The organism is Campylobacter sp. BCW_4338, from assembly GCF_001763255.1.
GTDB classification, from domain to species: Bacteria; Campylobacterota; Campylobacteria; order Campylobacterales; family Campylobacteraceae; genus Campylobacter_D; species Campylobacter_D jejuni.
The window spans coordinates 21,258-46,603 of sequence record NZ_MJYJ01000033.1 but is presented as its reverse complement, the minus strand read 5'-3'; the positions used below and the strand labels follow the sequence as shown (position 1 = coordinate 46,603).

Below are 25,346 nucleotides of genomic sequence, written 5' to 3'. Positions count from 1 at the left end.
CTTCAAAGCAAAATAATCAAATTTGTATTTTATCATACTTTGCTTAATTTCTTTTTTTCACACTCTAGAATTTATTTTTCACATCCTTTCACTTAACTTTGACTTTTAACAAGAATTTTGTTTTTAAGTTCTTCGATTTTTGCTTTTAAAGAAGCATCATTTTCTATCATTTCTGTGATTTTTTTAACATTATGTGAAATAGCTGTATGATCTTTCATTTCAAAATAATTCGCAAGTTGTGGCATAGTCAAAGCCGTAAGTGCCCTAGCTAGGTAAATCACAATGCGTCTTGCTGTGACTATATTTTGAGTTTTTTTATTGGATTTCACATCGCTTGGTTTGATGTTAAATTCTTTACATACCAAAGATAAAATGTCATCTATAGTGATATTTTCTTTCTTTTCTTTGATATGATCTTTCATCACACTTTTGGCAAGTTCGAGTGTGATTTCTTGTCCTAGTATGGTTGCATAAGCATTTAAACTTATGATGATACCTTCGATTTCTCTTATATTATCCCCTAAAGAAGTAGCGATATAGTTTATAATATCATTAGAAAGATTGATATCGTTAAATTCACATTTTTTTCTTATGATGGCTATTTTTGTATCTAGTTGAGGTGGAGTTATATCAGCTATGATCCCATGTGCAAAACGACTTTTTAAGCGTTCGGTTATACCTTTTAGCATGTTGGGTGGATTGTCTGAAGTCATGATGATTTGTCCATCGTTATTTTTGATTTCATTAAATATAAAGAAAAATTCTTCTTGAATTTTATCGGTTTTTCCTAAAAACTGCACATCATCTATAAGCAAAACATCGCAGTTTCTATACTTTTCATGAAATTTATCTAAAGAGCCATTTTTTAAATTTGAAGTAAAATCATTGATAAAATTTTCACTTGTAGCGTAAATGACTTTTTTTCCCATTTCTAAGCTCGCATTTCCAACTGCTTGAAGTAAATGTGTTTTTCCAAGTCCTGTAGGTCCATAAACAAAGATAGGATTATAAAGTTTTCCAAGCTTGTCTTTATGTATTATAGCTTTACATGCTCCATAAGCGTATTTGTTAGAATCCCCTACAACAAAACTTTCAAAAGTAAAAGAAGGATTTAAAATCGTGCTTTGTGCTTTTATATGAGCTATGTCGATTTTTGTGCTTTTGTTGCTTTGCTTAGCACTTTGTGCTTGTATATTTATGATGGCTTTATTTCCACTTTGTACTTCATAAAAATGCGCGATTTTTTTGCCGTATTTTGTTTGTATGAATTTAGCCATGAGTTCATTTGGAGCGTTAAAAACCAAAAGATCTGCTTTGCTTTGCTTTTCGTTGAATTTTAAATTTGATAGATAGTTTTCGTATTCGTTTTCGCTTAATTCTTTTTTTAAATTTTCAAGTATTTGGCTTGGATTCATAATCTCTCTTTAAATTTTGCATAATGTATAAATTTTATCTTAAATTTCATAAAAAAAGGTTAAAATCCGCTTTTGTATTTTATTTTCAAAAGGTATGAATTTGAAAATTTTAGGTATAGATCCAGGTTCAAGAAATTGTGGTTATGCTATTATAGAAGCTAGCAAAGGAAAAAACATTCTCATAGAAGCAGGGCTTATAAAGATAAAGCCAAGCACCTTACAGTATCAAATCACAGAGCTTTGCGAGGGTTTGGACTTGATTTTTAAAAATCATTCTTTTGATGAGGTGGCTATAGAAGATATCTTTTTTGCTTACAATCCAAAAACCGTTTTAAAACTTGCACAATTTCGTGGAGCCCTATCTTTAAAAATTCTTCAAATTCATGGAGACTTTGCAGAATACACTCCCTTACAAGTGAAAAAAGCCGTCACAGGAAAAGCCAAAGCAACCAAAGAACAAGTTGCTTTTATGGTAAAAAGACTTTTAGGACTTAGCAAAGATATCAAACCTTTAGATATCACAGATGCTATAGCAGTGGCTTTAACCCATGCGGCAAATTTAAGAGTTAGGGTGTGATTTTGGTAATTTTCATTACATAAAAGCCCAAAGTTCCATAAACTCCTAAAATACCTTTAAATTTTTTCTATAAATTTTTAAAAAATTCATAAAAAATTTCAAAAGTTGGAACAGAACTTGCTTGTAAAACTTCACATAAACGCAAAAGTTTTTAAAGTCAAAGCGTTAAATTTTTAAAGCAATATTTTATAAAGGATTTAAGATGATGAGATCACTTTGGTCTGGCGTAAGCGGACTACAAGCACATCAAGTTGCGATGGATGTTGAAGGTAATAACATTTCAAATGTTAATACCACTGGTTTTAAATACTCTCGTGCAGATTTTGGAACTATGTTTAGCCAAACTGTGAAAATCGCTACAGCACCAACTGACGGAAGAGGTGGATCAAACCCACTTCAAATTGGTCTTGGTGTTTCAGTAAGCTCTACAACAAGAATTCACTCTCAAGGTTCAGTTCAAACTACAGATAAAAACACTGACGTTGCTATCAATGGTGATGGTTTTTTCATGGTGAGTGATGATGGTGGTCTTACAAACTATCTTACAAGAAGCGGGGATTTTAAACTTGATGCTTATGGGAATTTCGTAAATAATGCAGGCTTTGTGGTTCAAGGATGGAATATCAACTGGGATGATCAAACCATAGATAGTTCAAGAACTCCACAAAATATTTTCATCGATCCCGGTATGCACATCCCTGCAGCAAAATCAACTGAAGTGGCTATAAAAGCAAACTTAAATAGTGGTTTAAATATAGGAACTTCAAGTAGAAATCTTTATGCACTTGATTCTGTTCATGGTTATAATAACAAAACCAATAGAGCAGAAGATGAAAACGATACAGGAACCACTCAGTTTTATACCACTTCTAAAAATGCTATAGAAGTAACAGAAAAAGGTGTGGATGCGGCTTCTTTGTTTAATGCAAAAGGACAAGGCTTAAATTTAAGAGATGGGCAAGGCATTTGGGTATCTTATGCCGATGCGAAATTTGAGACAAATAAAGTAGGCGTAAATGCTTTTGATCCAAATTTACAAGCAAGTCAAACTGCGGCTTTTTGGGGAAATGCAGATCAAAAAGTAAATTTGGATATAACTTTAAATGGGGTTAAAATTCAAAATGCTAATATTCAAAGCATTGATGATGCTATAGCTTATATCAATACTTTTACCGCTCCAACTGATACTAGAGAAGGCACAGGAGTAAAAGCGGTTAAAAATAAAGATGGTAGTGGAATTGATTTTATCAACACAAATTCTGATGGTACTACAGATAATATGAAAAATATTGATCTTGTGGTTGCAAATACTAATACAGCAGGGGAACTTTGGAATGCTGTATGGGACCAACAAAATTCAAAATTTACTTTTAATACAGGTGGAACTGGAATGCAACCTACCATTAATAGAAATGGTAGTTCTTTATGGACAGCTAATAAAATGACGCCTAACCCACCAAATGGAAACAATGCTATAACATTAAATGGGCCAGATCGTGCCAAGATAATAACAGCTCATAAATATATTTATAGCTCAAATCCTGTGGACATAGGCCCTATGTATAATCCTGATGGCGGCCCTGGATTTCAAGCTGGAGCTAATCAAACCACAAGACCAACAGATCCTGCTTCAGCAGCCTATTGGGATGCAGTTAATGGCGGACTTTTAAATACAAATGCAAGAACTTTTAGAACCACAGAAGATTTAAGAGAGCTTTTGCAAAGAGATGCTAGATATGGGGTTGATTATGATGGAAGTGGAACTTTTGCAGCAGCAGATATCAATCAAAATGTAAAAGTAGTGGTAACAGAAAATGGAAATTTTGCTATCTCAAATGCTAATGAAAAATCAGATATTCCAGCTAATGCAATTAATGGTGTAGGACAAGTAACTCAAACAGATCCAAAAAATATGAGTTTTAATATCACAGCCTATACTAACAAAGAAGGCACAGTTAGTAAAAATGATGCTTTTACAGCTATGTTTAAATCTTTTGATGGGCCTCTAGTTATAGGAAGTCAGATTAAAGAAAGTGAGCAATTTAAACTTTCAGCTTTTTCAGCGGGACTTGAAATTTATGATTCTTTAGGTTCAAAACACACTTTAGAAGTGCAGTTTGTCAAGCAAAGCACCACTCAAGATGGGGGTAATGAATGGCAAATGATCATCCGTGTGCCTGAACCTGCAGAGATAAATACTACAGGTGAAGGTCCAAATAATATCATCGTAGGAACAGCAAGATTTAATAACGATGGATCTTTGGCAAGCTATACACCAAAAACGATCAATTTCTCACCAAATAATGGTGCTGCGCCAAATCAACAAATCAAACTTTCCTTTGGAACAAGCGGAAGCAATGACGGCCTTGTAAGCTCAAACTCTGCTTCAACTCTAACAGGACAAGCAACTGATGGTTATACTTCGGGTAACTTAAAACCTGATGCTATCCGCGTTGATGATAAAGGAAATATCTTAGGCGAATTTACTAATGGTAAAACCTTTGCAGTGGCAAAAATCGCTATGGCTTCAGTGGCTAATAACTCAGGTCTTGAGGAAATCGGCGGAAACCTTTTCAAAGTTACTGCAAATAGTGGTAATATCGTAGTAGGTGAAGCAGGAACAGGGGGTCGTGGTGAGATGAAAACCTCAGCTCTTGAAATGTCAAATGTGGATTTGAGTCGTTCTTTAACAGAACTTATCATTATCCAAAGGGGTTATCAAGCAAACTCAAAAACCATTTCAACCAGTGATCAAATGCTTCAAACCTTGATCCAGCTTAAACAATAATTTAAGCTTAGTATTCTATAAAATATTGTTTTTTGCTCCCTTAAAGGGAGCAAGCCTTGCTTTACAAGCCTATCTTGGTAGTCTTGTAATACTAGGCTTAGGCTTGAACTGCCTTCAATTTATTGCTAACTCACTCTTGCTAGGGGTGAGTTGCAATAAAATTGCATTTTCTTATCTGTATCATAATCGTTTTAAAAACTTATTTTGTTATAATTTTTGCTTGAATTTAAATTTAAGGAAAATCTATGCGTTATGGTGAAAAAGAAATCAAAGAATTTGATGTAGAAAATATGGAAATTTGGCCAAATGATGCGAAAAATGACTATATTATTAAAATTACTTTGCCTGAATTTATGTGTTGTTGTCCGCGTTCGGGTTATCCTGACTTTGCGACGATTTATCTTGAATATATGCCTGATAAATTTGTGGTTGAGCTTAAGGCGATAAAGCTTTATATCAATACTTTTATGCATAGAAATGTTTCACATGAAGCAAGTATCAATGAAATTTATAATACTTTAAAAGATAAATTAAAACCAAAATGGATTAAAGTTGTGGGGGATTTTAACCCGCGTGGAAATGTGCATACGGTAATAGAATGTCGTAGTGATATAGTTGTTCCAAAATAATATTTGAGTAAAATATTCACATATTTTTATGTAAAGATTAAATATTTTATAAAAAATTCTTATTTAATCTTTGAAGAATATATAATATAAAAAGATCTAAAATTTTTAGATCGAATTTTATTATAAGGAGTTAGGTTATGAATAAAAAATTATTAAGCATTGTCGCAAGTGCTACTTTGTTTTCAAATTTGGCTTTAGCAGATGAGAATTCCGGTTTTTTTATAGGTGCTGATGCAGCTTGGATGCATGCTCAAGTAAAAAGTGAGTTAAAGCATAATAAAACAACTAAGCAAATTTTCAATGGAGATATTTCAGGTAATATACCATCGTTTGGTCTAAAACTTGGATATCGTTTAAATGAAAATCATAGAATTTATGCTGGTTATAATTATTCTGATGAATTTAGTGATTTTATCAAAACTCCTAGAATTCAAATCGAAGGTGATTTTACTACACATAAATTTTTAACAGGTTATGATTTTACTCCTAAGCTTTTTGAAAAAACCAGAGCTGTTTTAGGTGTGTATGGAGGATATGCAAGAACAGATCTTACCTTAAAAACAAGCTTTTTATCTTTGTCGCAAAATTTTGACGGTTATTTTTATGGAGCGAAAATAGGTGCTTTATATGATTTGACACCACATAATGAAATAGAATTAGGCTTTAAAGCAGAGCAAATTCATTATAATTCTAGAAATTTTTATCAAAATAAAGTGGGCTCAAACTTTTACGATCCTAAACAAACAAATTATGGTGTATATTTAGGATATAATTATAAATTTTAATCTAATGCAAGTTTTTATAACTTGCATTAATGAAATCAACCTCCACCAATAAAGTATTTTTCAACATCATCAAGTAATTTTTCACAAATTTGAGAATCTGTGTTTTTTTCTACTATAAGATTTATATAAGTTTTAGTATCTCTAAAGCTTCCTGCTGATTTTGAATTTTCGCGAGTGAGTTTTTGAGTGTCTCTAGTGTATTCTATATTGATGTTAAATTTTAGCGCAGCGCTTGCTTCTCCTAAATTTGTTTTTACTACTACATTCATTTTAGAAGCTTTAGCGAGTGTGGCTTGGGTTTTATTTATGATTTCTTTAAAGCGTTGGCAAGATCGTATGAGTGTAGCGATAAATTTGTTATCAAGTCCCTCATAAGCTACTTTGAGTTTGTTTTTGATATCTTTTGTACTTTCCTTTTCAGGGGCGACAAAAACCATGTAAAAACCATTTTTTATAGCTACATTGTCTGTTTTTACATCGCGTCCACTTGACATAACTTTAACATAAATGGCATTATCAAGATAAACACGATCTACCATAGGGCCATAAATTTCGTATTCTTTTTTTCGGACTATGACTTCACGGGCTAGCATATTTAATTTTACATTGGCTTCGTGAATAACAGGTTCCATTTCTTTTTTAATCTCTAAGAGTTCTTTTAACATCAACATCCTTTTTGTTACTTAAAATTACAATTATATCAATAATTTTCTTAATTTAAGAATTTTACAAACACATTTACTAAAAATATGATACATTAAGGATTAATTTGAAACAAAGGAGGAAAAGATGAAACAAATTTTTGAAATTTCAAATTCAGTCCAACAAAAAAGTAAAGACAATACTTTTAATCTGCTACTGCAACTCTCACTCTAAAACTCAATTTTATTTTTAATCATTTTTTACATTTTTAATTTTTTATCATTGTTGTTAAGTTTTTGAATTTTTAATTCATTTAGTCTGTTTCGTTTTAAAGGATTAAATCATGAAAGATAATAAAATCATAATCTTTGATACCACTTTGCGTGATGGAGAACAAGCTTTAGGCAGTTCTTTAGGTATCAATCAAAAATTACAAATCGCTTTAGCGCTTGAAAATTTAGGCGTAGATGTTATAGAAGCAGGTTTTCCGGTATCTTCACAAGGGGATTTTAAAGCGGTACAAAAGATCGCTTCTAAGGTTAAAAACTCAACTATTTGTGCACTTTCTAGGGCATTGGATAAAGATATAGATATGGCTTATGAAGCTTTAAAAGTGGCAAAGCATTTTAGAATTCATACTTTTATAGCCACTTCAACTTTGCATATACAAGATAAATTAAAAAAAGATTTTGATGAAATTTTGTCTATGGCAAAAAGAGCGATTATAAGAGCAAGATCTTATACTGATGATGTAGAATTTTCATGCGAAGATGCAGGAAGAACTCCTATAGATAATCTTTGTTTTATGGTGGAAAATGCGATAAAAGCAGGTGCTAAAACTATAAATATCCCAGATACTGTGGGCTATACCTTGCCAAGTGAATTTGCTAATATCATCAAAATTTTATTTAACAAAGTGCCAAATATAGACAAAGCTATCATTTCTGTGCATTGTCACAATGACTTAGGTATGGCAACGGGTAATAGCTTAAGTGCTATTTTACAAGGTGCAAGACAGATAGAGTGCACTATAAATGGACTTGGTGAAAGGGCGGGCAATTGTGCTTTAGAAGAAGTGGTTATGGCGATAAAAACTAGGAAAGATTATTTAAAAGGTTTTTATACTGATATTAAATGTGAAAATATCTCTAAAACTTCAAAATTAGTTTCAGCTATTACTAATGAAAGCATACCTTCGCATAAAGCTATAGTGGGTAGCAATGCGTTTTCTCATAGTTCTGGCATTCATCAAGATGGAGTGCTTAAAAATAGGCAAACTTACGAGATCATAAGCCCTAGTGCTATAGGAATTCATGAAAATCGTATGTTAATGACGGCAAGAAGCGGAAGAGCTATGATAAAAACTTGCCTTGAAAATTTAGGCTATGATGAAAATACTTATAATTTAGATGATGTTTATGAGCGTTTTTTACGCCTTGCGGATAAAAAGGGTCAAGTGTATGATTATGATTTGGAAGCTTTGATGTTTTTAAGCTATGAAAATGAAGAAGAAAATGAATTTGTGCTTGAAAAATTAAGCGTGATTAGTGGCAATATCCCAACAGCTTGTGTTTGTATGCGTATCAAAGAAGAGCTAAAAACTGAAGCTTGCACAGGAAATGGTCCTGTTGAAGCAGTTTTTAATTGTATTGCTAGGATAACAAATTTAAAGCCTGTGCTAAAAGCTTATAGTATCAATGCAAAAAGTTCAGGGGTAGATGCTCAAGGACAAGTGGATGTAGATTTGGAATTTAAAGGGAGAAAATTCCATGGAAAAGGACTTTCAACAGATGTTATAGAAGCTTCAGCGCAGGCTTTTGTGAGTGCTTACAATGCGATTTATCGCTCTTTAAAAGTAGAAGAAAGGAAAATGGCATGAAAACTTATAAAGTAGCTATCCTAGCAGGAGATGGTATAGGACCTTTGGTAATGAAAGAAGCTTTAAAAATTTTAACTTTTATTGAGCAAAAATACAATTTTAATTTTGAATTTAACGAAGCTAAAATAGGTGGTGCAAGTATAGATGCTTATGGAGTGGCTTTAAGTGATGAAACTTTAAAGCTTTGTGAGCAAAGTGATGCGATTTTATTTGGTTCTGTGGGTGGACCTAAGTGGGATAATTTGCCCATAGATCAAAGACCTGAAAGAGCCTCGCTTTTGCCTTTAAGAAAGCATTTTAATTTGTTTGCAAATTTGCGTCCTTGTAAAATTTATGAAAGTTTAACTCATGTTTCACCTTTAAAAAATGAGATTATCCAAAAAGGAGTGGATATTTTATGTGTTAGAGAACTTACAGGTGGGATTTATTTTGGTAAGCAAGATTTAGGCAAAGAAAGTGCGTATGATACTGAAATTTACACTAAAAAAGAGATAGAAAGGATAGCTCATATCGCTTTTGAAAGTGCAAGAATAAGAAAGAAAAAAGTGCATTTAATCGACAAGGCGAATGTTTTAGCAAGTTCTATTTTATGGCGAGAAGTGGTGGCAAATGTTGCAAAAGATTATCAAGATATAAACTTAGAGTACATGTATGTGGATAATGCTGCGATGCAGATTGTAAAAAATCCTAGCATTTTTGATGTTATGCTTTGTTCAAATCTTTTCGGTGATATTTTGAGTGATGAGTTAGCTGCCATTAATGGATCTTTAGGTTTGTTAAGTTCAGCAAGTTTAAACGATAAAGGTTTTGGACTTTATGAGCCAGCAGGTGGAAGTGCGCCTGATATAGCTCATTTAAATATAGCCAATCCCATAGCTCAAATTTTAAGTGCGGCTTTGATGTTAAAGTATAGTTTCAAAGAAGAACAAGCCGCACAGGATATAGAAAATGCTATATCTTTGGCATTGGCACAAGGAAAAATGACTAAGGATTTAAATGCTAAGTCGTATTTAAATACTGATGAAATGGGGGATTGTATTTTAGAAATTTTAAAGGAGAATAATAATGGCTAAAACTTTATATGAAAAAGTCTTTGATGCTCATGTGGTTTATGAAGGCAAAAACGAACTTCCTATACTTTATATCGATAGGCATTTAATCCATGAAGTAACAAGTCCTCAAGCATTTTCAGGGCTTAAAATGGCTAAGCGTAGAATGGCAAGAGCGGATTTAACTTTAGCTACTATAGATCATGATGTTTCAACTAAAAGTGTGGATTTAAATGCTTGCTCTGATATGGCAAAAGAGCAAATTACAACTTTGATGCAAAATACTAAGGAATTTGGAGTAAGGCTTTTAGGACTTGGAGATAAAAATCAAGGCATAGTTCATATAGTAAGTCCTGAGCTTGGCTTTACTTTGCCTGGAGTTACTTTAGTTTGTGGGGATTCTCATACGGCAACACATGGGGCTTTTGGAGCTTTAGCCTTTGGTATAGGCACGAGTGAAGTAGAGCATGTCATGGCAACGCAAACTTTAAAACAAGTCAAACTTAAAACTATGAAAATCGAATGTAAAGGGCAGTTTCAAAAAGGTGTTTATGCTAAGGATTTGATTTTGTATTTGATCGCACAATACGGCACGGCAAAAGGCACGGGCTATGCTATAGAATTTTGCGGAGAACTTATAAGAAATTTAAGTATGGAAGCTAGAATGACTCTTTGTAATATGGCTATAGAATTTGGAGCGAAAGTAGGTATGATAGCTCCTGATGAGATCACTTTTGAGTATATTAAGGGAAAGGAATTTGCACCTAAAGGAGAAGAATTTCAAAAGTATTGTGAGTATTGGAAGAGTTTAAGAAGTGATGAAGGAGCAAAATATGATGAGAGTATTACTCTAGATGTAAGCAAGATAAAACCACAAATTAGCTATGGAACAAATCCTTCGCAAGTGATTGGCATAGATGAAAAAATTCCAAAAATAAGTGATTTTAAAAATCAAAGTGAGCAAAAATCTTTACTTGATGCTTTATCTTATGTAAATTTAGAGCAAGATCAAGTTATAGAAGGGGTAAAAATCGACATTGTATTTATAGGATCTTGCACAAATGGGCGTTTAGAAGATCTTAAAATAGCCGCAGATATCTTAAAAGGGCGCAAAATTCATAAAAATGTTAAAGCTTTAATCGTGCCTGGTTCAATGCAAGTAAGAAAAGAAGCTGAAAATTTAGGACTTGATAAGATTTTTATCGAGGCAGGGTGTGAGTGGAGATATGCAGGGTGTTCTATGTGTCTTGGTATGAATGATGACAAAGCAAATTCAGGTCAAAGAGTTGCTTCAACTTCAAATCGTAACTTTGTAGGCAGACAAGGTAAAGGTTCTATCACTCATTTGATGAGTCCTGCAAGTGCGGCAGCTTGTGCCATAGAAGGTGTTATTTGTGATAATAGAAAGTATTTAGGAGTTTAATATGCAAAAATTTATTATACATAAAGGTATAGCTTGTCCTTTAGAATATGCTAACATAGATACAGATCAAATTATACCTAAACAATTTTTACTTGCAGTGTCTAAGCAAGGTTTTGGTAGGCATTTGTTCCATGATTTGCGTTATTTAGATGATAAAGAAAGTGTTTTAAATATGGATTTTAATCTTAACAAAAAAGAATATCAAAATAGCTCTATTTTGGTGAGTTTTGAAAATTTTGGTAGTGGCTCTTCAAGAGAGCATGCGCCTTGGGCTTTGGTTGATTATGGTATTAGAGCTATTATCGCACCTTCTTTTGCGGATATTTTTAAAAACAATGCCTTAGGAAATGGTTTACTTACCATAGAACTTGCTAAAGATGAGGTTTTGGAAATAGTTGATGAGTTAAAAAAATCCCAAGATAAAAATATAGAAATTTCTTTGTTGGAAAAAAGAGTATTTTTTAAAGATAAGATTTTTTCTTTTGATTTAGATGATTTTCACAGAATTTGTCTTTTGGAAGGACTTGATAATATAGCTTTAACTTTAAAACATGAAGCACAAATCAAAGCCTATGAGAAAAACTCAAAAAGCTTTTTGGTTTAGAATTTTTTCATAAGCTAAAAAAGGATCTTGGTAATTGGGTATGTCAAAATTTCCACAAAAATTAAAATCGAGCTTTTTAAAAAGCGAATTCATAGGAAAATTTTTACTATGAGTATCTGCTCTTAAACTTGCCTTGTAATTTTCCAAGGCAAAATTTTCGCAAAAATTTAAAAGTTTTTGTGCTACGCCTTTGCCCTTTGCCTTTTGTTTGACGGCTAAACGGTGTAGATAAAAGGCTTTATCATCATAATTTTTGTTAAAAATAACTTGTTTATAAAATTCAGGTTCAAATTTTTCATTGATACAGATAAAGCCTAAAATTTCATCATTTTCTTTAAACACATAAAGTTCTTGTGCTTGTATATCTTCTTGAAAAACTATTTCATTGGGATAATTCTCATCCCATTGGTGAAAATTCATAGCTTTCATAGCATTTAAAGCATCTTTTGTGATTTCAAGTATAGAATTTAAATCTTTATGGATGGCTTTTTGTATGATAGTGTTTTGCATGATAATCCTTTGTATAAGGAAGGGTGATGGTGGCTCCGATTGGACTTGAACCAACGGCCACTACCATGTCAAGGTAGTGCTCTACCAGCTGAGCTACGGAACCATATGGTGGAGCATAGCGGGTTCGAACCGCTGACCCCAACGCTGCCAGCGTTGTGCTCTCCCAGCTGAGCTAATGCCCCTTTATAAGTCTGAGATTTTATCGCAATATTACTTGTTTTTGGCTGAAAACTAAAATCAAATTTTTAATTTATGATGTAATATACTACTTTATTAAAAGATTTAAATCAAGTTTCTAAATATGTTAAAGATGAAAAAATTAAAAAACTTTTAATAGAAAAAGATAAAGATAAAAAAGGCGAAAATGGCGGAATAGGAACTCCAGCAACAAGAAGTAATCACATAGAAACTTTAATAAACAGAGGCTATATTGTAGTTTCAAAGGATAAAAAGCAAATTGTTAATGCTACAGAACTTGGAATTAATTTAATCCAAAATTTAGATCCTATATTGACAAATCCAGACATGACAGCTTTATGGTTTGAATCTCAAAAAGAGATACAAGAAGGAAAACTAAAAAGAAGCGATTTTTTAAATTCAATTAATGATTTTATTTTAAAAATAATTGATAATGAAAAGAGTTTAAACAAAAAAATTGTTTCTAATGAAGAAAAAGAAAAAATAACTTGTCCTAAATGTCAAAAAGGTTTTTTAAGAGAAATAAATGGAAAATTTGGAAAATTCTTTTCTTGTTCTGAATATTCTAATGGTTGTGATTTTAAGGCAAAATCTGTTAATGGAAAACCTGAATTAGAAAATAAAAGCACTAATTTAAATACATCTTTTAAATGTCCTCAATGTAATCAAGGAGACTTAATAAAAAGAGAAAGTAAAAATGAAAAAAACAAATTTTGGTATGGTTGTTCTGAATGGAAAAATGGTTGTAAATTTATGTGTCCTGAATTAAATGGCGAACCTAATTTAAATGCTAAAAATAATTTTCAAAACAATTATAAGCAAAAGGTTAAATACAAATGAAAAAAATAATTTTATTTTTATTGCTGTTTAATTTCTTATTTGCAGAAGGAACAAATAATGGGCAAGGAGTTGTTTCTGAAACTACTAAAGAAGAAATGCAAAAAATATTTCCTAATAGTGATGATGACATAGATTCTAAAAATGAATGTAGTTGGGAGTGTAGAAAGGTTAATAGCGGATATGGAACTCAAATCATAGGATTTGATTTTAAAAATGGGACAACTTTTTGTAGAGTTTATAAAAATGAAAATTTTGATTTAGATTTAAAATTTAATGCTTCAAAAACTAATTTATCTTGTGCTAAACAAGTGTATACAGGACTTGATACTGAATTAAAAAATTATGAAAATATAGATAGAAAAATTAATTTAGAAAGTATAATTAAATGGACGCCAAGCGATACTAAAATTAATTTTGCAAAATATTTAGTTGCTTTAGCAACTTTAAATCCAAATATTATTGATAGAGAAAAAACTTATAATTTAGGAGAATTAACCTTAAAAGATGGTATAGATAATTTTAGCATTAAAACTATACAAAAAAATCAAAGTTTTATGGATTTTTTGATAGCTCCAAATTCTGTTTTAAATCAAAATAAAGGATTTTCTACTTCAAGTATAAGTTTGCAAGAAGCTTCAGCTGTAGATGGTTTTAATAAAAACAATATGGCATATTTTTCAAATCTATTTTTAACCAATGAAAAAATTTATCAACATTTACAAATTCTAATTCTTGTTTTAGTTGGCGGATTTTTTCTTACTTCAATTAGTGCAGAAAAAATTCAAGCTTACTTAGAAAATAGGGGCGAAAATGAAGGAAAACAAAAATTTTTACATAAATTTTATATTCCAATGATTATGATGGGAATATTTTTTATGCCTATACCTGAAGGAAATGGTTTAGCTCACTCAACAATTATGCAAAACGTCATTAGATATTTTGCATTAAAATTAACAGATATTGCAGATATGGCTAGTGCAATTGGTGGAAAAACCTATATGGATAAAATTTATAAAAGTATAGGTGGAGTAAATATTCAAGGTATTAAAGCCTTATTAGAAAAAAAGAAAGAAAATGAGTTTCTTATAAGTCAAGGAGATGAAATTTATAAAAAAACTTGTTCTTTAAGATATAAAAACCAACTATCTGCCATTAGAGAAAGCTATATCACTTCTTTAACAGATGAAGATAAAGAAAAAATAAAACGATTTTTAGCTGAAGATAGTAATGATATGGCAGGAAAAAATGGCGATATTTCCTTGGAAGCTTGTATAGCTTTAGAAGCTGATATTTTAAAAGCAAGAAATGAAATAACTAAAATAAATTCTCAAATGGAAAAAATTGATAAATTAAGAGATAACACTCAAAAAATCAATGAAATGAAAAATCTTGATGCTTATTTTGCAGTAAGAGAAATGCAACTTGGATGGATAAATTCTTTATTTACGCCAAGTAGTGCAATTTTAGCAGAAGTAACTATGTTTAAAGAAGAGCAAGTTGATGAAGATGAACAAAAAGAAAGGATGATTAAAGCAACTAAAAAAAATATTCAAAACACTAAAGAAAATATAAATAAAGGAGATATTGAAATTAGTAAAGATGATATTACAGATAGCTCTTTAGGATGGATAGCAGGTAAATTAGTATGGATGATGTTACCAGGAGCTTCAACTATAAAAGATTTTGTAATGGAAAATACTGGAAAATTCATGGCTGTAATTCAAGCAGTAGCAGCTTCTACTGTGCCAATCATAGGAACAGTAGGTGGAGCTATCGTTGGATACATAACAGGAACAGTTGCCTCAACAATTACAGGATATGCTATAGCTATAATGTTAATAGAATGGACTTTTCAAAAAATACCATTATTGGTTTGCACTACAGCTTCTATTATAATATTTGTATCTTATTTAGTTTCTTTGATAAAATATTTTTATATTTCACCATTCGTTGTAGCTTTCTCCTTAGCAACTAAAAGAATGGATAAAATTATTGAATTCTTAATTAATGGTATGGCTATATTTTTAAAACCAGTATTAATTATTCTCTTTATATATTTATCATTATTTATAAATGTTTTAGTAGACGAATTTTTCTTATTTGTTTCTGTAGAACAATTTACAGGAATTAAAACTAGCGTATATAATTTTCACACTAACTTTATTATAGGTGCAATCACAGGCTTATTAACCATATTTGCAAAAATTGCTTCAGCGGTAATTATGTGGAATTTAATTATTAAAGGGCCTTCATGGGCTTTATCATTAGTAGGTATTGATGGAAAACAAAGTGAAATGATTTCTCAAGGTATGGAAAACACTTTAAACAAGAGAGCAAATATTGTTTAAAGAAATCTCAACTAAACCAAATATATACAAAGGAATAAAATGGAAAATAAAATGAAAAAAAATATATAGAACTTGAAAGAAAAGAAGGACAAATCAATGACATTCCATACACTATTTTGAAAGTTGAATATCCTAATCTAAAAGAATTAAAAGATAAGGATTTATTAATGCAAAATGACAAAGGACAATGGCTTTGTGGCTATATTGGCTTAAAACACGAACAAAAATTAGATTTTAATAAGTTGAAAAATGAAGTTTGTATAGCCCCTATTTATTTAGAAAAATTTGACACTGATTTATTTGAAAAAGACGAGAATGTTACTAAAATCATATTTTTTGATCAAAATCATTCTTGGAATAAAAGTAGGATAAATACTCAGTTAGATGAAGATTTATGCTTAAAAGATATTGAAAAAGTAGTAAATCACATTATTAATTTTAACAAAAATAATATAAAAGAAGAAAATTCCAATAAAGAATATAAATTTCAAAGGAGAAGAAAATGAGCAATTTAATGATGGAACTTGCAATGATGGACAAGAAAGACTATTATAAAGAGTTTATAGAAAACGATGTAATAAGAGTTATATTTGGTTATAAAAATGAAAAGGAATATGATAGCGATGATTATTTTGAAATGTCGCTTAGAGTGTGGGTAGGAAAAGAATATTTTGATGAATTTCTTAATAATCCAAAAGTGGAAAACAATATGGAAGTTGTGAAATTATTTATGGAAACCCCATTTTTCAAAGAATTAGCAGAACAAACTATCAAGATTGATTTTAAAAATTGGGATTTTATAATCCCCGATTTTTTTAAAAAGCATAATATAAAAATAATTCCTTATTTTCAATTAGGCAATAATGAAAATTTAAGCCCAAAATAATTTTTATGTTTCTAAAAGAACTAAAAGTTAAAGAATTAAAATATATAACCACCATTCTTTGCAGTAAATCAATTGAAGATGAGTATAAACTTTTGCATAAAAAATTTTAGTTAGCAAGAAAAAAGGAGTTAAAATGCTATTAGAGAATATACAAGAAAATAATCAGTATTTTTTTCATTCCTTACAAAATGATATTGATGATATTGCAAAAAATTATATGGATAAATTTTTTGCAATTTTAACCCTAGCAAGAAATGAAAATACAAAGTTTGTAAATTTAAAGCATTTCCATAATTTAAAAAATGCTGAAATGGAAATATTTTTTGATAATGTATTTAGAAACAATGAATTTAAAAAAATATAAAAGATAAATTAAAATTATTTGATAAAGATAGGAAGCATTCAATAAAAAAAGGAAGTTACCTTGTGCTTATTTGTTTTTTTAAATGAGTTATATAAAAATCTTATCATTGATGACAAACAATTTGAAAATTTGTTAGTTTCAACAACAAAAGAATATTTCATAAGAATAATTGATAAAAAAAGAAAAGGAATGATTAACATATATTTCCAAAAAGATAAAGAAAATGTATGGGTAGATAGATTTAAAATTGTAACAGATGGTTTTGGAGGCAATGATTATGATGAAAAAATGCTTTATTATGGATTAGAAAAAGCAAATTATATAAAAATAAATGAAAAATTTATAGAAGAAGAACTTGAAAAATTAAATTTATTTAAATTTATTTAAATACAAGGATTTAAAATGAAAAAAACAGATTATTATGATTTTGTAGCATAGAGAAATGTTTTAAAAATTTTTAGGAACTGATTATAGGAAGTAGAAAAAATCATCTTGATATTATGATTACAAATCCAAATGCAAAAGAAAAAAGATATAGAAAAGGATAAAAAGAAAATGGTAGAAGAGAAAGAAAGTAAGGGGAGCAATCTTATACAATTAAGAATTAGCGATAAGACGAAAGAATACCTTCAAGAGAGAGCTGACAGTTTAGGTTTTCCTTTAAATACATATATTTATCATCTTATTATGAAAGATATGGAAACTTTTAATCGAAAGTGATTAAAAGTTTTTTCGAAAAATGCTAAACTCAAAGAAACACTAGATAAAAAAGCTGAAGAGTTAGGCATTAACACAACTCAACCCATAAAAACATTTTAATTATTAGAAATATCACAAAATTTCCTTCGCAAATTGCACTCAACGCTAAGTATACTATAATGATCATTATAATTTATAATCATTATATCAGCATATTGATATCTTCCATTTTCAATTTCTTTTTTAGATTCTTTTTGTGAATTTAAAAGAAAATTATAATCTCTTTCTTTAAGTGTTTTAATATTTTTTATTTCGTTTAAATCAATTAAAGAATACTTTCCACGTGTTTTATACTCTTCATCAATTTTTTTAAGTGCAAATTCATATCCTTCTTTACTTCCTTGCTCTGAATTATAAGTATATTCTTTAAGTTTTAGGTTCTCCACAACCTATAAAAATTAAAGATAATCCAAAAATAATTAAATGCAAACTTTTTTCTTTTTTCATTTTAGTTCCTTCTTATTTTATCTTTTAAATTTTCTTGATATTCATTTTTTTCATTTTTTAGAGCGAAATGTTTTCTTTTTTCTAGTTCATTTTTAACTTCTTTTATTACTATTGTGTCAAATTTTTCAAAGTTTTTATAATAACAAGCTTCTTCCAAAGCTTGAAAGTATTCTTCTTTTGAAGAATACTTAATATTGATAGGTGGATAATTATTTTTAACAAGCTCATAATTCATTAAAAGCCTTGACATTCTTCCATTACCATCAATAAATGGGTGTATTCTAACAAAGTCAATATGTATTCTTGAAGCTCTAATAATAGGGTGTAAATTTTGTGCTTCATTCTCATACCAATTTAAAAAGTTTTTCATTTCAAAATCAATACTCAAATAATCAGGTGGAATATGTTTTGCACCGCTAATCACTACATTAGCCTTTCTATATACTCCAGCATTCTTTATATCAATTGTTTGTAAAATAATTTGATGTAAAGATTTAATATCAAATTCATTTAAAATTGTATTAGCATTTGCAAGTTCTAACATAAAATCAATAGCATGTGAATGGTTTATGGTTTCTAAGTGTTCTTTTACACTTTTTCCTGCAATAGTCATACCTTCAAGCACTGCTTTTGTTTCAAATAAGGTAAGTGTATTTCCTTCGATTGCATTAGAATCATTTGTATATCTTAATTTAAAATCTTCTTCTAGTGATTTTTTAGTTTCAAAAGCTAGTTTGTGTTCTTTCAAAAAATCTTTTAGAATATCAATTTCCTTTAGAACATCTTTTAAATTCATTTTCTTTTCCTATTTTTTATAATGATAGAATATTTTTTTATTTTATCAATTTTTCTATTAATTTAACCATCCCAATACAAAAAACAGATATTTCTCCATATAAGACAGAAATTCCCTAACTTTTCTTTTGTTATTCATTTTTTCTCCTTTTATTCCAAAGATAATCAATATTATATTATATAGTATTATATTATAAAATTTTCACTCCTTAACTTCTAATAACTCCTTGTTTTCATAGATATTGCCTACGATTTCAAAATTATAATAATATTTTTCATAATAAGTTATTTCTCCACCTTGTTCCGCATCTTCATCTATATTCGATGTAAGCACAAAACCATTTTTCCCAAATTTAACAATACCCATATATTTTTGCCAAAAATGATAAGCTGTGATAAATGTATAAAAAGATTTATTTTATGAAAAATTATTTGATTAATTCTAAAATATCTCTTTTTTTGTTAAGTTCAAGTTGTCTAGAATAATAAAAATATTTAGTCAAAACCAAAATTCCTATATGGAATTCTTTTTTCTTATCTAAAAATTTCTTAATATATTGATGAGCATTATTAATAATTTCCAATGCATCTTTTGGGCGACTTTTAAAATATTCAATTACTGCTGACAAATTCTCATTATCAATCAAAGCAAAGTGATAATTTGGTTTTAAAGTTCCTTCCATAAACCAAGTTTCGCAAGTTATTTTTGGAGCTAAAACTAAAGAATTAGAATTCATAGCCTATTTTAAGTTGCTTGCTACATCGCCACCCTCTAAAGAAATTATAAATTTATATTTCATTTGTTCTTTTTTGTTTAAAAAGTTTTTTTCCATTGGCTAGGTTGTTTTGAAGTATCTCCTATATCGCAAAAAGTTCTATCAAAATAAGAATCAAAAAATTCTTTTCGATGTTTTTAATATACTGCTCCTCTAAATATTGCTATATCCTTTTTATTTTCATAGTTTATGTTATCTTTTAAAAAGCAAAAATGCCTATTTTTATCAAGTTTTAATAAAATATTATTTATATTATTTTCCAAAGATCTTGATTTGCAAATAGTTGCTTCTTTAAAAGTATGTCTTACATCGCCAAATTCTTTATTCCATAAAAATTCATCTTTAAAGTATTTACTGATTTCATAAGCATCAAAAGCATAAGAGGTGTCTTTAAAAGGAAATTTTCCTATTTTTTCCTTTGCTGTAGGTGTAAAAAATTCATTTATTTGATTATAATATTTAACTCGAGTTTGTATTTCTTCTAAGTCTTTAATATTGTATTTTAAAATATCATTAAAAATTTTATCTAAATTTATTTGAAAAAATATTTTGGTATAAAAGATATTCCTATTTCTTTTAAATTCATCAAAAGTCTTGATTGTAGCATTATAAAAAACCTAATAAATAAAATTTTTAATATTTTATCAAAAATTTAAGAATTTGTAAACAATAAAATAACTTTTGACAGAACAATAATTTTTAAATATTAAAAATAAGAATGGCAGACAGGAAGGGATTCGAACCCTCGAAAGCTTGCACTTTACACGCGTTCCAGGCGTGCTCCTTCAACCGCTCGGACACCTGTCTATGAAATAAAGCTTTTATTATATCTAATAAAAGCTTTAAAAATAAAGAAATTTTGTAAATATTGAAAATAAAATTATTTTTTAAAAAAATCAGAAAATTTTTAGTAAAAAGTAGTATAATTATATTTTTATTTTTAGTCAGGGTAGCTCAGCTGGTTAGAGCGCTGGTCTCATAAGCCGGAGGTCGGGAGTTCAAGTCTCCCCCTTGACACCATTAAGTGTAAGAATTATTTTTTTTCTTTTGTTACTACAAAAACAATTCCGCCAAAACCTATAATCACAACAGCTGTTATAAAAACGATTTCAAAAATATCTAGCATTGTCATTGTTCTTTCGCCCTTTCTTTAAGCTGTCCGCAAGCAGCTGAGATATCAAGCCCTTTACTTTCTCTTATAGTACAAGTTACACCTTTATTGCTGAGTAAATCTTGAAATTTAATCGCATTTTCTAAACTAGGGCGTTTATATAAGCTTCCTTCATGTGGATTAAAGAGTATTAAATTCACTTTGGCTTTAATGCCATTTAAAAGCTTGACTAATTCTTTAGCGTGTTCAAGCTTATCATTGATACCATCAATTAAAAGATATTCAAACATTACCCTTTTTCTTTGATCTATAGGAAATTCACGCACCGCATCCATAATCGCAGCGATATTATAAGCTTTATTGATAGGCATAAGTTCGGTTCGAAGCTCATCATTAACCGCATGCAATGATATAGCAAGTAAAACACCTAAGTTCATTTGACCTAATTCTTTGATTTGTTTTGCTAAACCACTAGTGCTGATGGTTTGACGGCGGGGACTTATGGCAAGCCCCTCATTTTGTGCTAAAATTTTTACCGCTTTAGAAACATTTTTAAGATTATCCAAAGGCTCGCCCATACCCATATATACTATATTTACACGGCGTTCATAAGGGATATTATTTTGTTTTTTGATCCATAAAATTTGTCCGACTATCTCCCCTGCGCTTAAATTTCTTTTCAAACCACCCTTGGCAGTAAGACAAAAACTACATCCACTTTTACAACCCACTTGAGAAGAAACACAGATAGTGTATCTTGCATGAGAAATTCTTTTGCCTTCTGTGTCTATTTTTTCTTCTTTCATAGGCAAAAGCACACTTTCTACCCTTAAACCATCAACGAGTTCAAAAAGATATTTTATACTTCCATCTTTACTTTGCTCATTTTTAACACATTTTACAGGAGAGAAATGAAAATTTTGCGCAAGTTCTAAACGTAGATCTTTTGATAAACTTGACATATCGGAAAAATTATTGGCGTATTTTTGATAAATCCATTGATAAATTTGTTTCACGCGAAACATCGGTTTGATTTTTTCTCCTAATTCTTCGGGTAAAAAATCTAAAATATTAACAAGCTCTTTCAAAATTATTTTCCTTTTTGAATTTTTAAATATAGTGATATTTTTTTAAGTATTCTTCTAATTTTTCTTTCGCCTTTTGATGATTTTTTATAAAATCTTCGTGAGCATTTTCATTGCAAAAATTTGTCGCACACAAAATACACTCTGCATCAATATCTAAATTTTGAGCTACGCTTAAAACAGAAAAGGCTTCCATATTTTCTGCAAAAAAACCTAATTTCGAAAATTCTTTTGCTGCTTTTGAATTTTGACAAATATAATTTGAAGAATTGATTTTGATTGTTTCACGAGAAACATTTTCTTTTTCTAAGCAAATTTCATATTTTGCAGGAGTATAAAAAGCATGTGAAATTTTAGAAAATTCTACATTAAAAGCACATGAACTTCTATAAATTTCTAAAATTTCCCCCTTATCATAAAGCCCACAAGTTCCTATAAATATGAGTTTTGATGGTTTTTCTTTTAAGCAAAGTTGACCCAAATGAAAAGCTGATTCAACCAAACCTATACCTATAGCTTTTGCAAAAGAAAAATTTTCATTTCCACCCGCACAAACAATCATTTTGATCCTTATGAAATTTTATAAAAATAATTCTACCTAAAAAGACTTAATTAAGAATTTTTAGATAAAATTATTTCTTATGGTTAAAGCAAAAAAACAATACGGACAAAATTTTTTAATCGATAAAAGCGTATTAGCAAAAATCATCCAAGCCATACCCAAAGAGATGAACAATATCATTGAGATTGGGCCTGGCTTAGGTGATTTAACGCAAGAACTTTTAAAAATTTCTCAAGTAAAAGCTTATGAAATCGATAATGATCTCATACCTATTTTAAAAAAGAAATTTCAAAAAGAACTTGAATGTGGAAAATTTAACTTGATCCATCAAGACGCAAGCGAAGCTTTTAATCCTAGTCTTGATGAAAAACCATATTTTTTGGTTGCAAATTTGCCTTATTATGTTGCAAGTCACATTATATTAAAAGCTTTAGAAGATAAAAATTGTCTAGGGCTTATTGTAATGGTGCAAAAAGAAATGGCTGAAAAATTCTGCGCTAAAGAAGGAAATAGTGAGTTTTCTTCCTTAGGTGTTTTAAGTGCAATGATTTGCGAAAGAAAAATGCTTTTTGATGTTGATCCACAATGTTTTAATCCGCCGCCAAAAGTTGTGTCAGCGGTGATGAGTTTGATTAAAACTAAGGATTTTGATGAACTTTGTGAAATAGAAAATTTCAAAAATTTTCTAAAAGACTGTTTTAAAGCTCCTAGAAAACAACTCTTAGGAAATTTAAAAACATATAAAGCAAAAGTTTTAGAAGTTTTAAGCACTCTTGGCTTAAAAGAAAACATCAGACCACATGAAATTTGCGTTGATTCATACCTTAAAATTTATGACAAATTAAAGGATGAATATGGACGAAAACAAAGAGATAAATAAAAACGAACAAAATCCGAACTCAAATTCAAAAAACAATAAACGCTATAAATATAAAAATCGTAGAAAAAAATTAGTTGATTCTTTGCAAAATGAAAATGATACTCCAAAAATCGATCAAAATTCCAACAAGGAAAATTCTGAAAACTCAGAAAATAAAACTGAGAAAAAAAAGAAGAAAAATCGTAATCTTCCTTCAAAACTCACAGGCAATGAAGATTGGCAAATCGCTCTTGCAGAATGTATAGAAGCCAACCGTGTTTCACATGAAAACCGCTTGCACCCTTTAAAATATAATAATTCTAGCGAACATAAAATCCGCATCACTCCTTTAGGGGGCTTAGGGGAAATTGGTGGAAATATCAGTGTTTTTGAAACCAATAAAGACGCAATTATAGTAGATATAGGTATGAGTTTTCCAGATGGGACTATGCATGGGGTAGATATTATCATCCCTGATTTTGACTATGTAAGAAAAATTAAAGATAAAATTCGCGGTATAGTGATCACTCATGCACATGAAGATCATATCGGTGCGGTGCCTTATTTCTTTAAAGAATTTCAATTTCCTATCTACGCTACACCTTTAGCTTTAGGAATGATTTCAAACAAATTTGAAGAACATGGCTTAAAAGCAGAACGCAAATGGTTTCGTCCTGTAGAAAAACGTAAAGTTTACGAAATAGGTGAATTTGATATAGAGTGGATCCACATCACGCATTCTATCATTGATGCTTCAGCACTTGCGATCAAAACAAAAGCAGGAACGATTATCCACACAGGTGATTTTAAAATTGATCAAACTCCAATCGATGGCTATCCAACAGACTTAGGGCGTTTGGCACATTATGGAGAAGAAGGGGTTTTATGTCTTTTAAGCGATAGTACAAATTCGTACAAAGAAGGTTATACAAAAAGTGAAAGCTCCGTAGGGCCAACTTTTGATCAAATCTTTGCACGCACCAAAGGCAGGGTGATCATGAGTACTTTTAGTTCTAATATCCACCGCGTTTATCAAGCTATCACTTATGGTTTAAAATACGGTAGAAAAGTTTGTGTGATCGGTCGTTCTATGGAAAGAAATCTTTATACCACTATGGAATTAGGCTATATCAAACTTGATAGAAAAATTTTCATCGATGCTGATGAAGTAAGCAAATACAAAGACAATGAAGTGCTTATCGTAACTACAGGAAGTCAAGGTGAAACTATGAGTGCGCTTTATAGAATGGCAACAGATGAGCATAAATTTATAAAGATTAAGCCTACGGATCAAGTGATCATTTCAGCTAAAGCTATACCAGGAAATGAAGCAAGTGTTTCTGCTGTGCTTGACTATCTTTTAAAAGCAGGAGCTAAAGTAGCGTATCAAGAATTTAGTGAAATTCATGTAAGCGGACACGCTAGTATAGAAGAGCAAAAGCTTATGCTAACCCTTACCAAACCTAAATTTTTCTTACCCGTTCATGGAGAATACAATCACATCACCAAGCACAAAGAAACAGCAATGAAGTGCGGTATCCCTGAAAGAAATATTTATCTTATGAGCGATGGCGATCAAGTAGAACTTTGCCAAAAATACGTCAAACGCATAAAAACCGTAAAAACAGGTAAAGTTTTTGTGGATAATCAAATCAACAAACAAATTGCCGATGATGTAGTTATAGATCGCCAAAAACTTGCAGATAGTGGTATAGTGGTTATTATCGCACAAATTGACAAAGCTACAAAAACACTGATCAACAAACCAAGAGTATTTAGCTATGGGCTAGTAGCTGACAAACACGATCATGCTTTTAGCAAAGATATGGCTGAAGTTTTAGGACAATTTTTCATCAATGTTAAAGATGAAGTACTCAATGATCCAAGATTTTTAGAAAATCAAATCCGCCAAGTTTTAAGAAAACATATCTTTAGAAAGATTAAAAAATACCCAACCATAGTTCCAACTATTTTTGTAATGTAAAAAAGGGCAAAAACGCCCTTTTTAAGGAAGA

The 25,346-nt window shown here is 30.1% G+C and carries 27 protein-coding genes, 4 tRNA genes and 1 pseudogene; 19 read left to right on the top strand and 13 right to left on the bottom strand.

Going from position 1 to position 25,346, the window contains the following annotated elements:
- Positions 1-92: 92 nt before the first annotated feature.
- Positions 93-1,415, bottom strand: a complete 1,323-nt coding sequence (gene dnaA, locus AJN69_RS03130; protein ID WP_070277439.1) for a chromosomal replication initiator protein DnaA — start codon at positions 1,413-1,415, stop codon at positions 93-95.
- Positions 1,416-1,509: 94 nt separating this feature from the next.
- Here dnaA and ruvC point away from each other — a divergent pair, with 94 nt between their 5' ends.
- The 4 genes from ruvC (at position 1,510) to AJN69_RS03105 (ending at position 6,194) form a co-directional block, all read left to right on the top strand.
- Complete coding sequence (gene ruvC / locus AJN69_RS03125) at positions 1,510-1,992, top strand: crossover junction endodeoxyribonuclease RuvC (RefSeq protein WP_074469938.1); 483 nt, start codon at positions 1,510-1,512, stop codon at positions 1,990-1,992.
- Between the two features lie 202 nt (positions 1,993-2,194).
- Positions 2,195-4,780, top strand: coding sequence for a flagellar hook protein FlgE (gene flgE, locus AJN69_RS03120; RefSeq protein WP_070287854.1), 2,586 nt, complete (start codon positions 2,195-2,197; stop codon positions 4,778-4,780).
- A gap of 245 nt (positions 4,781-5,025) precedes the next feature.
- Positions 5,026-5,409 (top strand): preQ(1) synthase, encoded by a 384-nt coding sequence (gene queF / locus AJN69_RS03110; protein WP_070233449.1) that lies wholly within the window; start codon positions 5,026-5,028, stop codon positions 5,407-5,409.
- Positions 5,410-5,546: 137 nt separating this feature from the next.
- Positions 5,547-6,194, top strand: coding sequence for an outer membrane beta-barrel protein (locus AJN69_RS03105; protein ID WP_070276308.1), 648 nt, complete (start codon positions 5,547-5,549; stop codon positions 6,192-6,194).
- 35 nt (positions 6,195-6,229) lie between these two features.
- Here the strand turns inward: AJN69_RS03105 and AJN69_RS03100 are convergent, their stop codons facing one another.
- Positions 6,230-6,859, bottom strand: a complete 630-nt coding sequence (locus AJN69_RS03100) for a hypothetical protein (protein WP_002860843.1) — start codon at positions 6,857-6,859, stop codon at positions 6,230-6,232.
- A gap of 320 nt (positions 6,860-7,179) precedes the next feature.
- Here AJN69_RS03100 and leuA point away from each other — a divergent pair, with 320 nt between their 5' ends.
- The 4 genes from leuA to leuD are packed head-to-tail and all read left to right on the top strand — an operon-like array spanning position 7,180 to position 11,791.
- Entirely contained in the window at positions 7,180-8,715 is a 1,536-nt protein-coding gene (gene leuA / locus AJN69_RS03095; RefSeq protein WP_070287852.1) for a 2-isopropylmalate synthase, read from the top strand.
- On the top strand, positions 8,712-9,788 hold the full coding sequence (gene leuB / locus AJN69_RS03090; protein WP_070282625.1) for a 3-isopropylmalate dehydrogenase: 1,077 nt from the start codon (positions 8,712-8,714) through the stop codon (positions 9,786-9,788). The genes leuA and leuB overlap by 4 nt, the downstream gene beginning before the upstream one ends.
- Positions 9,775-11,187, top strand: coding sequence for a 3-isopropylmalate dehydratase large subunit (gene leuC / locus AJN69_RS03085; RefSeq protein ID WP_079860798.1), 1,413 nt, complete (start codon positions 9,775-9,777; stop codon positions 11,185-11,187). Before leuB ends, leuC begins: the two co-directional genes overlap by 14 nt.
- 1 nt (position 11,188) lies before the next feature.
- Complete coding sequence (leuD, locus tag AJN69_RS03080; RefSeq protein WP_052791657.1) at positions 11,189-11,791, top strand: 3-isopropylmalate dehydratase small subunit; 603 nt, start codon at positions 11,189-11,191, stop codon at positions 11,789-11,791.
- Here leuD and AJN69_RS03075 read toward each other — a convergent pair.
- The 3 genes from AJN69_RS03075 to AJN69_RS03065 form a co-directional block, all read right to left on the bottom strand.
- On the bottom strand, positions 11,771-12,301 hold the full coding sequence (locus tag AJN69_RS03075; RefSeq protein WP_070287848.1) for a GNAT family N-acetyltransferase: 531 nt from the start codon (positions 12,299-12,301) through the stop codon (positions 11,771-11,773). The two genes, leuD and AJN69_RS03075, sit on opposite strands and share 21 nt — an antisense overlap.
- 27 nt (positions 12,302-12,328) lie before the next feature.
- Positions 12,329-12,404: transfer RNA gene (locus tag AJN69_RS03070), tRNA-Val, on the bottom strand.
- Positions 12,405-12,407: 3 nt separating this feature from the next.
- Positions 12,408-12,483: transfer RNA gene (locus AJN69_RS03065), tRNA-Ala, on the bottom strand.
- A 115-nt stretch (positions 12,484-12,598) separates the two neighbouring features.
- Here AJN69_RS03065 and AJN69_RS10600 point away from each other — a divergent pair.
- The 8 genes and pseudogenes from AJN69_RS10600 to AJN69_RS10020 form a co-directional block, all read left to right on the top strand.
- Positions 12,599-12,883: pseudogene (locus AJN69_RS10600) on the top strand (DNA topoisomerase); the annotation flags it as partial.
- A complete protein-coding gene (locus AJN69_RS03060) occupies positions 12,860-13,339 on the top strand; it encodes a topoisomerase DNA-binding C4 zinc finger domain-containing protein (RefSeq protein WP_407918704.1) in 480 nt (159 codons plus the stop codon). The pseudogene AJN69_RS10600 and the gene AJN69_RS03060, both read left to right, overlap by 24 nt.
- The gene (locus AJN69_RS03055; protein ID WP_070287843.1) at positions 13,336-15,687 is read left to right on the top strand and encodes a hypothetical protein; all 2,352 of its coding nucleotides are present in this window, start codon (positions 13,336-13,338) and stop codon (positions 15,685-15,687) included. The genes AJN69_RS03060 and AJN69_RS03055 overlap by 4 nt, the downstream gene beginning before the upstream one ends.
- Positions 15,688-15,854: 167 nt before the next feature.
- Complete coding sequence (locus AJN69_RS03050) at positions 15,855-16,193, top strand: hypothetical protein (protein ID WP_070274256.1); 339 nt, start codon at positions 15,855-15,857, stop codon at positions 16,191-16,193.
- The gene (locus AJN69_RS03045) at positions 16,190-16,573 is read left to right on the top strand and encodes a hypothetical protein (RefSeq protein ID WP_180365756.1); all 384 of its coding nucleotides are present in this window, start codon (positions 16,190-16,192) and stop codon (positions 16,571-16,573) included. Before AJN69_RS03050 ends, AJN69_RS03045 begins: the two co-directional genes overlap by 4 nt.
- A gap of 133 nt (positions 16,574-16,706) precedes the next feature.
- Complete coding sequence (locus AJN69_RS10025) at positions 16,707-16,937, top strand: hypothetical protein (RefSeq protein ID WP_004305866.1); 231 nt, start codon at positions 16,707-16,709, stop codon at positions 16,935-16,937.
- A gap of 60 nt (positions 16,938-16,997) precedes the next feature.
- A complete protein-coding gene (locus tag AJN69_RS03040) occupies positions 16,998-17,324 on the top strand; it encodes a hypothetical protein (RefSeq protein WP_180365755.1) in 327 nt (108 codons plus the stop codon).
- A 129-nt stretch (positions 17,325-17,453) separates the two neighbouring features.
- Positions 17,454-17,657, top strand: a complete 204-nt coding sequence (locus AJN69_RS10020; RefSeq protein ID WP_140442065.1) for a hypothetical protein — start codon at positions 17,454-17,456, stop codon at positions 17,655-17,657.
- Between the two features lie 95 nt (positions 17,658-17,752).
- Here AJN69_RS10020 and AJN69_RS03035 read toward each other — a convergent pair whose 3' ends face one another.
- The 5 genes from AJN69_RS03035 to AJN69_RS03020 form a co-directional block, all read right to left on the bottom strand.
- On the bottom strand, positions 17,753-18,082 hold the full coding sequence (locus tag AJN69_RS03035) for a hypothetical protein (protein ID WP_004305859.1): 330 nt from the start codon (positions 18,080-18,082) through the stop codon (positions 17,753-17,755).
- 62 nt (positions 18,083-18,144) lie between these two features.
- Positions 18,145-18,939 carry a Fic family protein gene (locus AJN69_RS03030; RefSeq protein WP_004305857.1) on the bottom strand — a complete coding sequence of 265 codons (795 nt, stop codon included), beginning with the start codon at positions 18,937-18,939 and terminating at the stop codon, positions 18,145-18,147.
- A gap of 201 nt (positions 18,940-19,140) precedes the next feature.
- A complete protein-coding gene (locus AJN69_RS09630; protein ID WP_004305855.1) occupies positions 19,141-19,305 on the bottom strand; it encodes a YopX family protein in 165 nt (54 codons plus the stop codon).
- A gap of 61 nt (positions 19,306-19,366) precedes the next feature.
- Complete coding sequence (locus tag AJN69_RS10300; RefSeq protein ID WP_250493654.1) at positions 19,367-19,675, bottom strand: hypothetical protein; 309 nt, start codon at positions 19,673-19,675, stop codon at positions 19,367-19,369.
- Positions 19,676-20,433: 758 nt separating this feature from the next.
- Positions 20,434-20,521 (bottom strand) — tRNA-Ser (locus tag AJN69_RS03020).
- A gap of 136 nt (positions 20,522-20,657) precedes the next feature.
- Here AJN69_RS03020 and AJN69_RS03015 point away from each other — a divergent pair.
- A tRNA-Met gene (locus AJN69_RS03015) sits at positions 20,658-20,734 on the top strand.
- A gap of 13 nt (positions 20,735-20,747) precedes the next feature.
- Here AJN69_RS03015 and AJN69_RS03010 read toward each other — a convergent pair.
- The 3 genes from AJN69_RS03010 to AJN69_RS03000 are packed head-to-tail and all read right to left on the bottom strand — an operon-like array spanning position 20,748 to position 22,472.
- Positions 20,748-20,846, bottom strand: a complete 99-nt coding sequence (locus AJN69_RS03010; protein ID WP_002869298.1) for a hypothetical protein — start codon at positions 20,844-20,846, stop codon at positions 20,748-20,750.
- Positions 20,843-21,913 (bottom strand): 23S rRNA (adenine(2503)-C(2))-methyltransferase RlmN, encoded by a 1,071-nt coding sequence (gene rlmN, locus AJN69_RS03005; RefSeq protein ID WP_004305852.1) that lies wholly within the window; start codon positions 21,911-21,913, stop codon positions 20,843-20,845. The genes AJN69_RS03010 and rlmN overlap by 4 nt, the downstream gene beginning before the upstream one ends.
- Before the next feature lie 22 nt (positions 21,914-21,935).
- Positions 21,936-22,472, bottom strand: a complete 537-nt coding sequence (locus AJN69_RS03000; protein WP_004305850.1) for a purine-nucleoside phosphorylase — start codon at positions 22,470-22,472, stop codon at positions 21,936-21,938.
- A 79-nt stretch (positions 22,473-22,551) separates the two neighbouring features.
- Between AJN69_RS03000 and rsmA the strand changes: the two genes are divergently transcribed.
- Positions 22,552-23,352 (top strand): 16S rRNA (adenine(1518)-N(6)/adenine(1519)-N(6))-dimethyltransferase RsmA, encoded by an 801-nt coding sequence (rsmA, locus tag AJN69_RS02995; protein ID WP_004305848.1) that lies wholly within the window; start codon positions 22,552-22,554, stop codon positions 23,350-23,352.
- Positions 23,321-25,315, top strand: coding sequence for a ribonuclease J (locus AJN69_RS02990; protein WP_079860331.1), 1,995 nt, complete (start codon positions 23,321-23,323; stop codon positions 25,313-25,315). The genes rsmA and AJN69_RS02990 overlap by 32 nt, the downstream gene beginning before the upstream one ends.
- Positions 25,316-25,346: the final 31 nt, after the last annotated feature.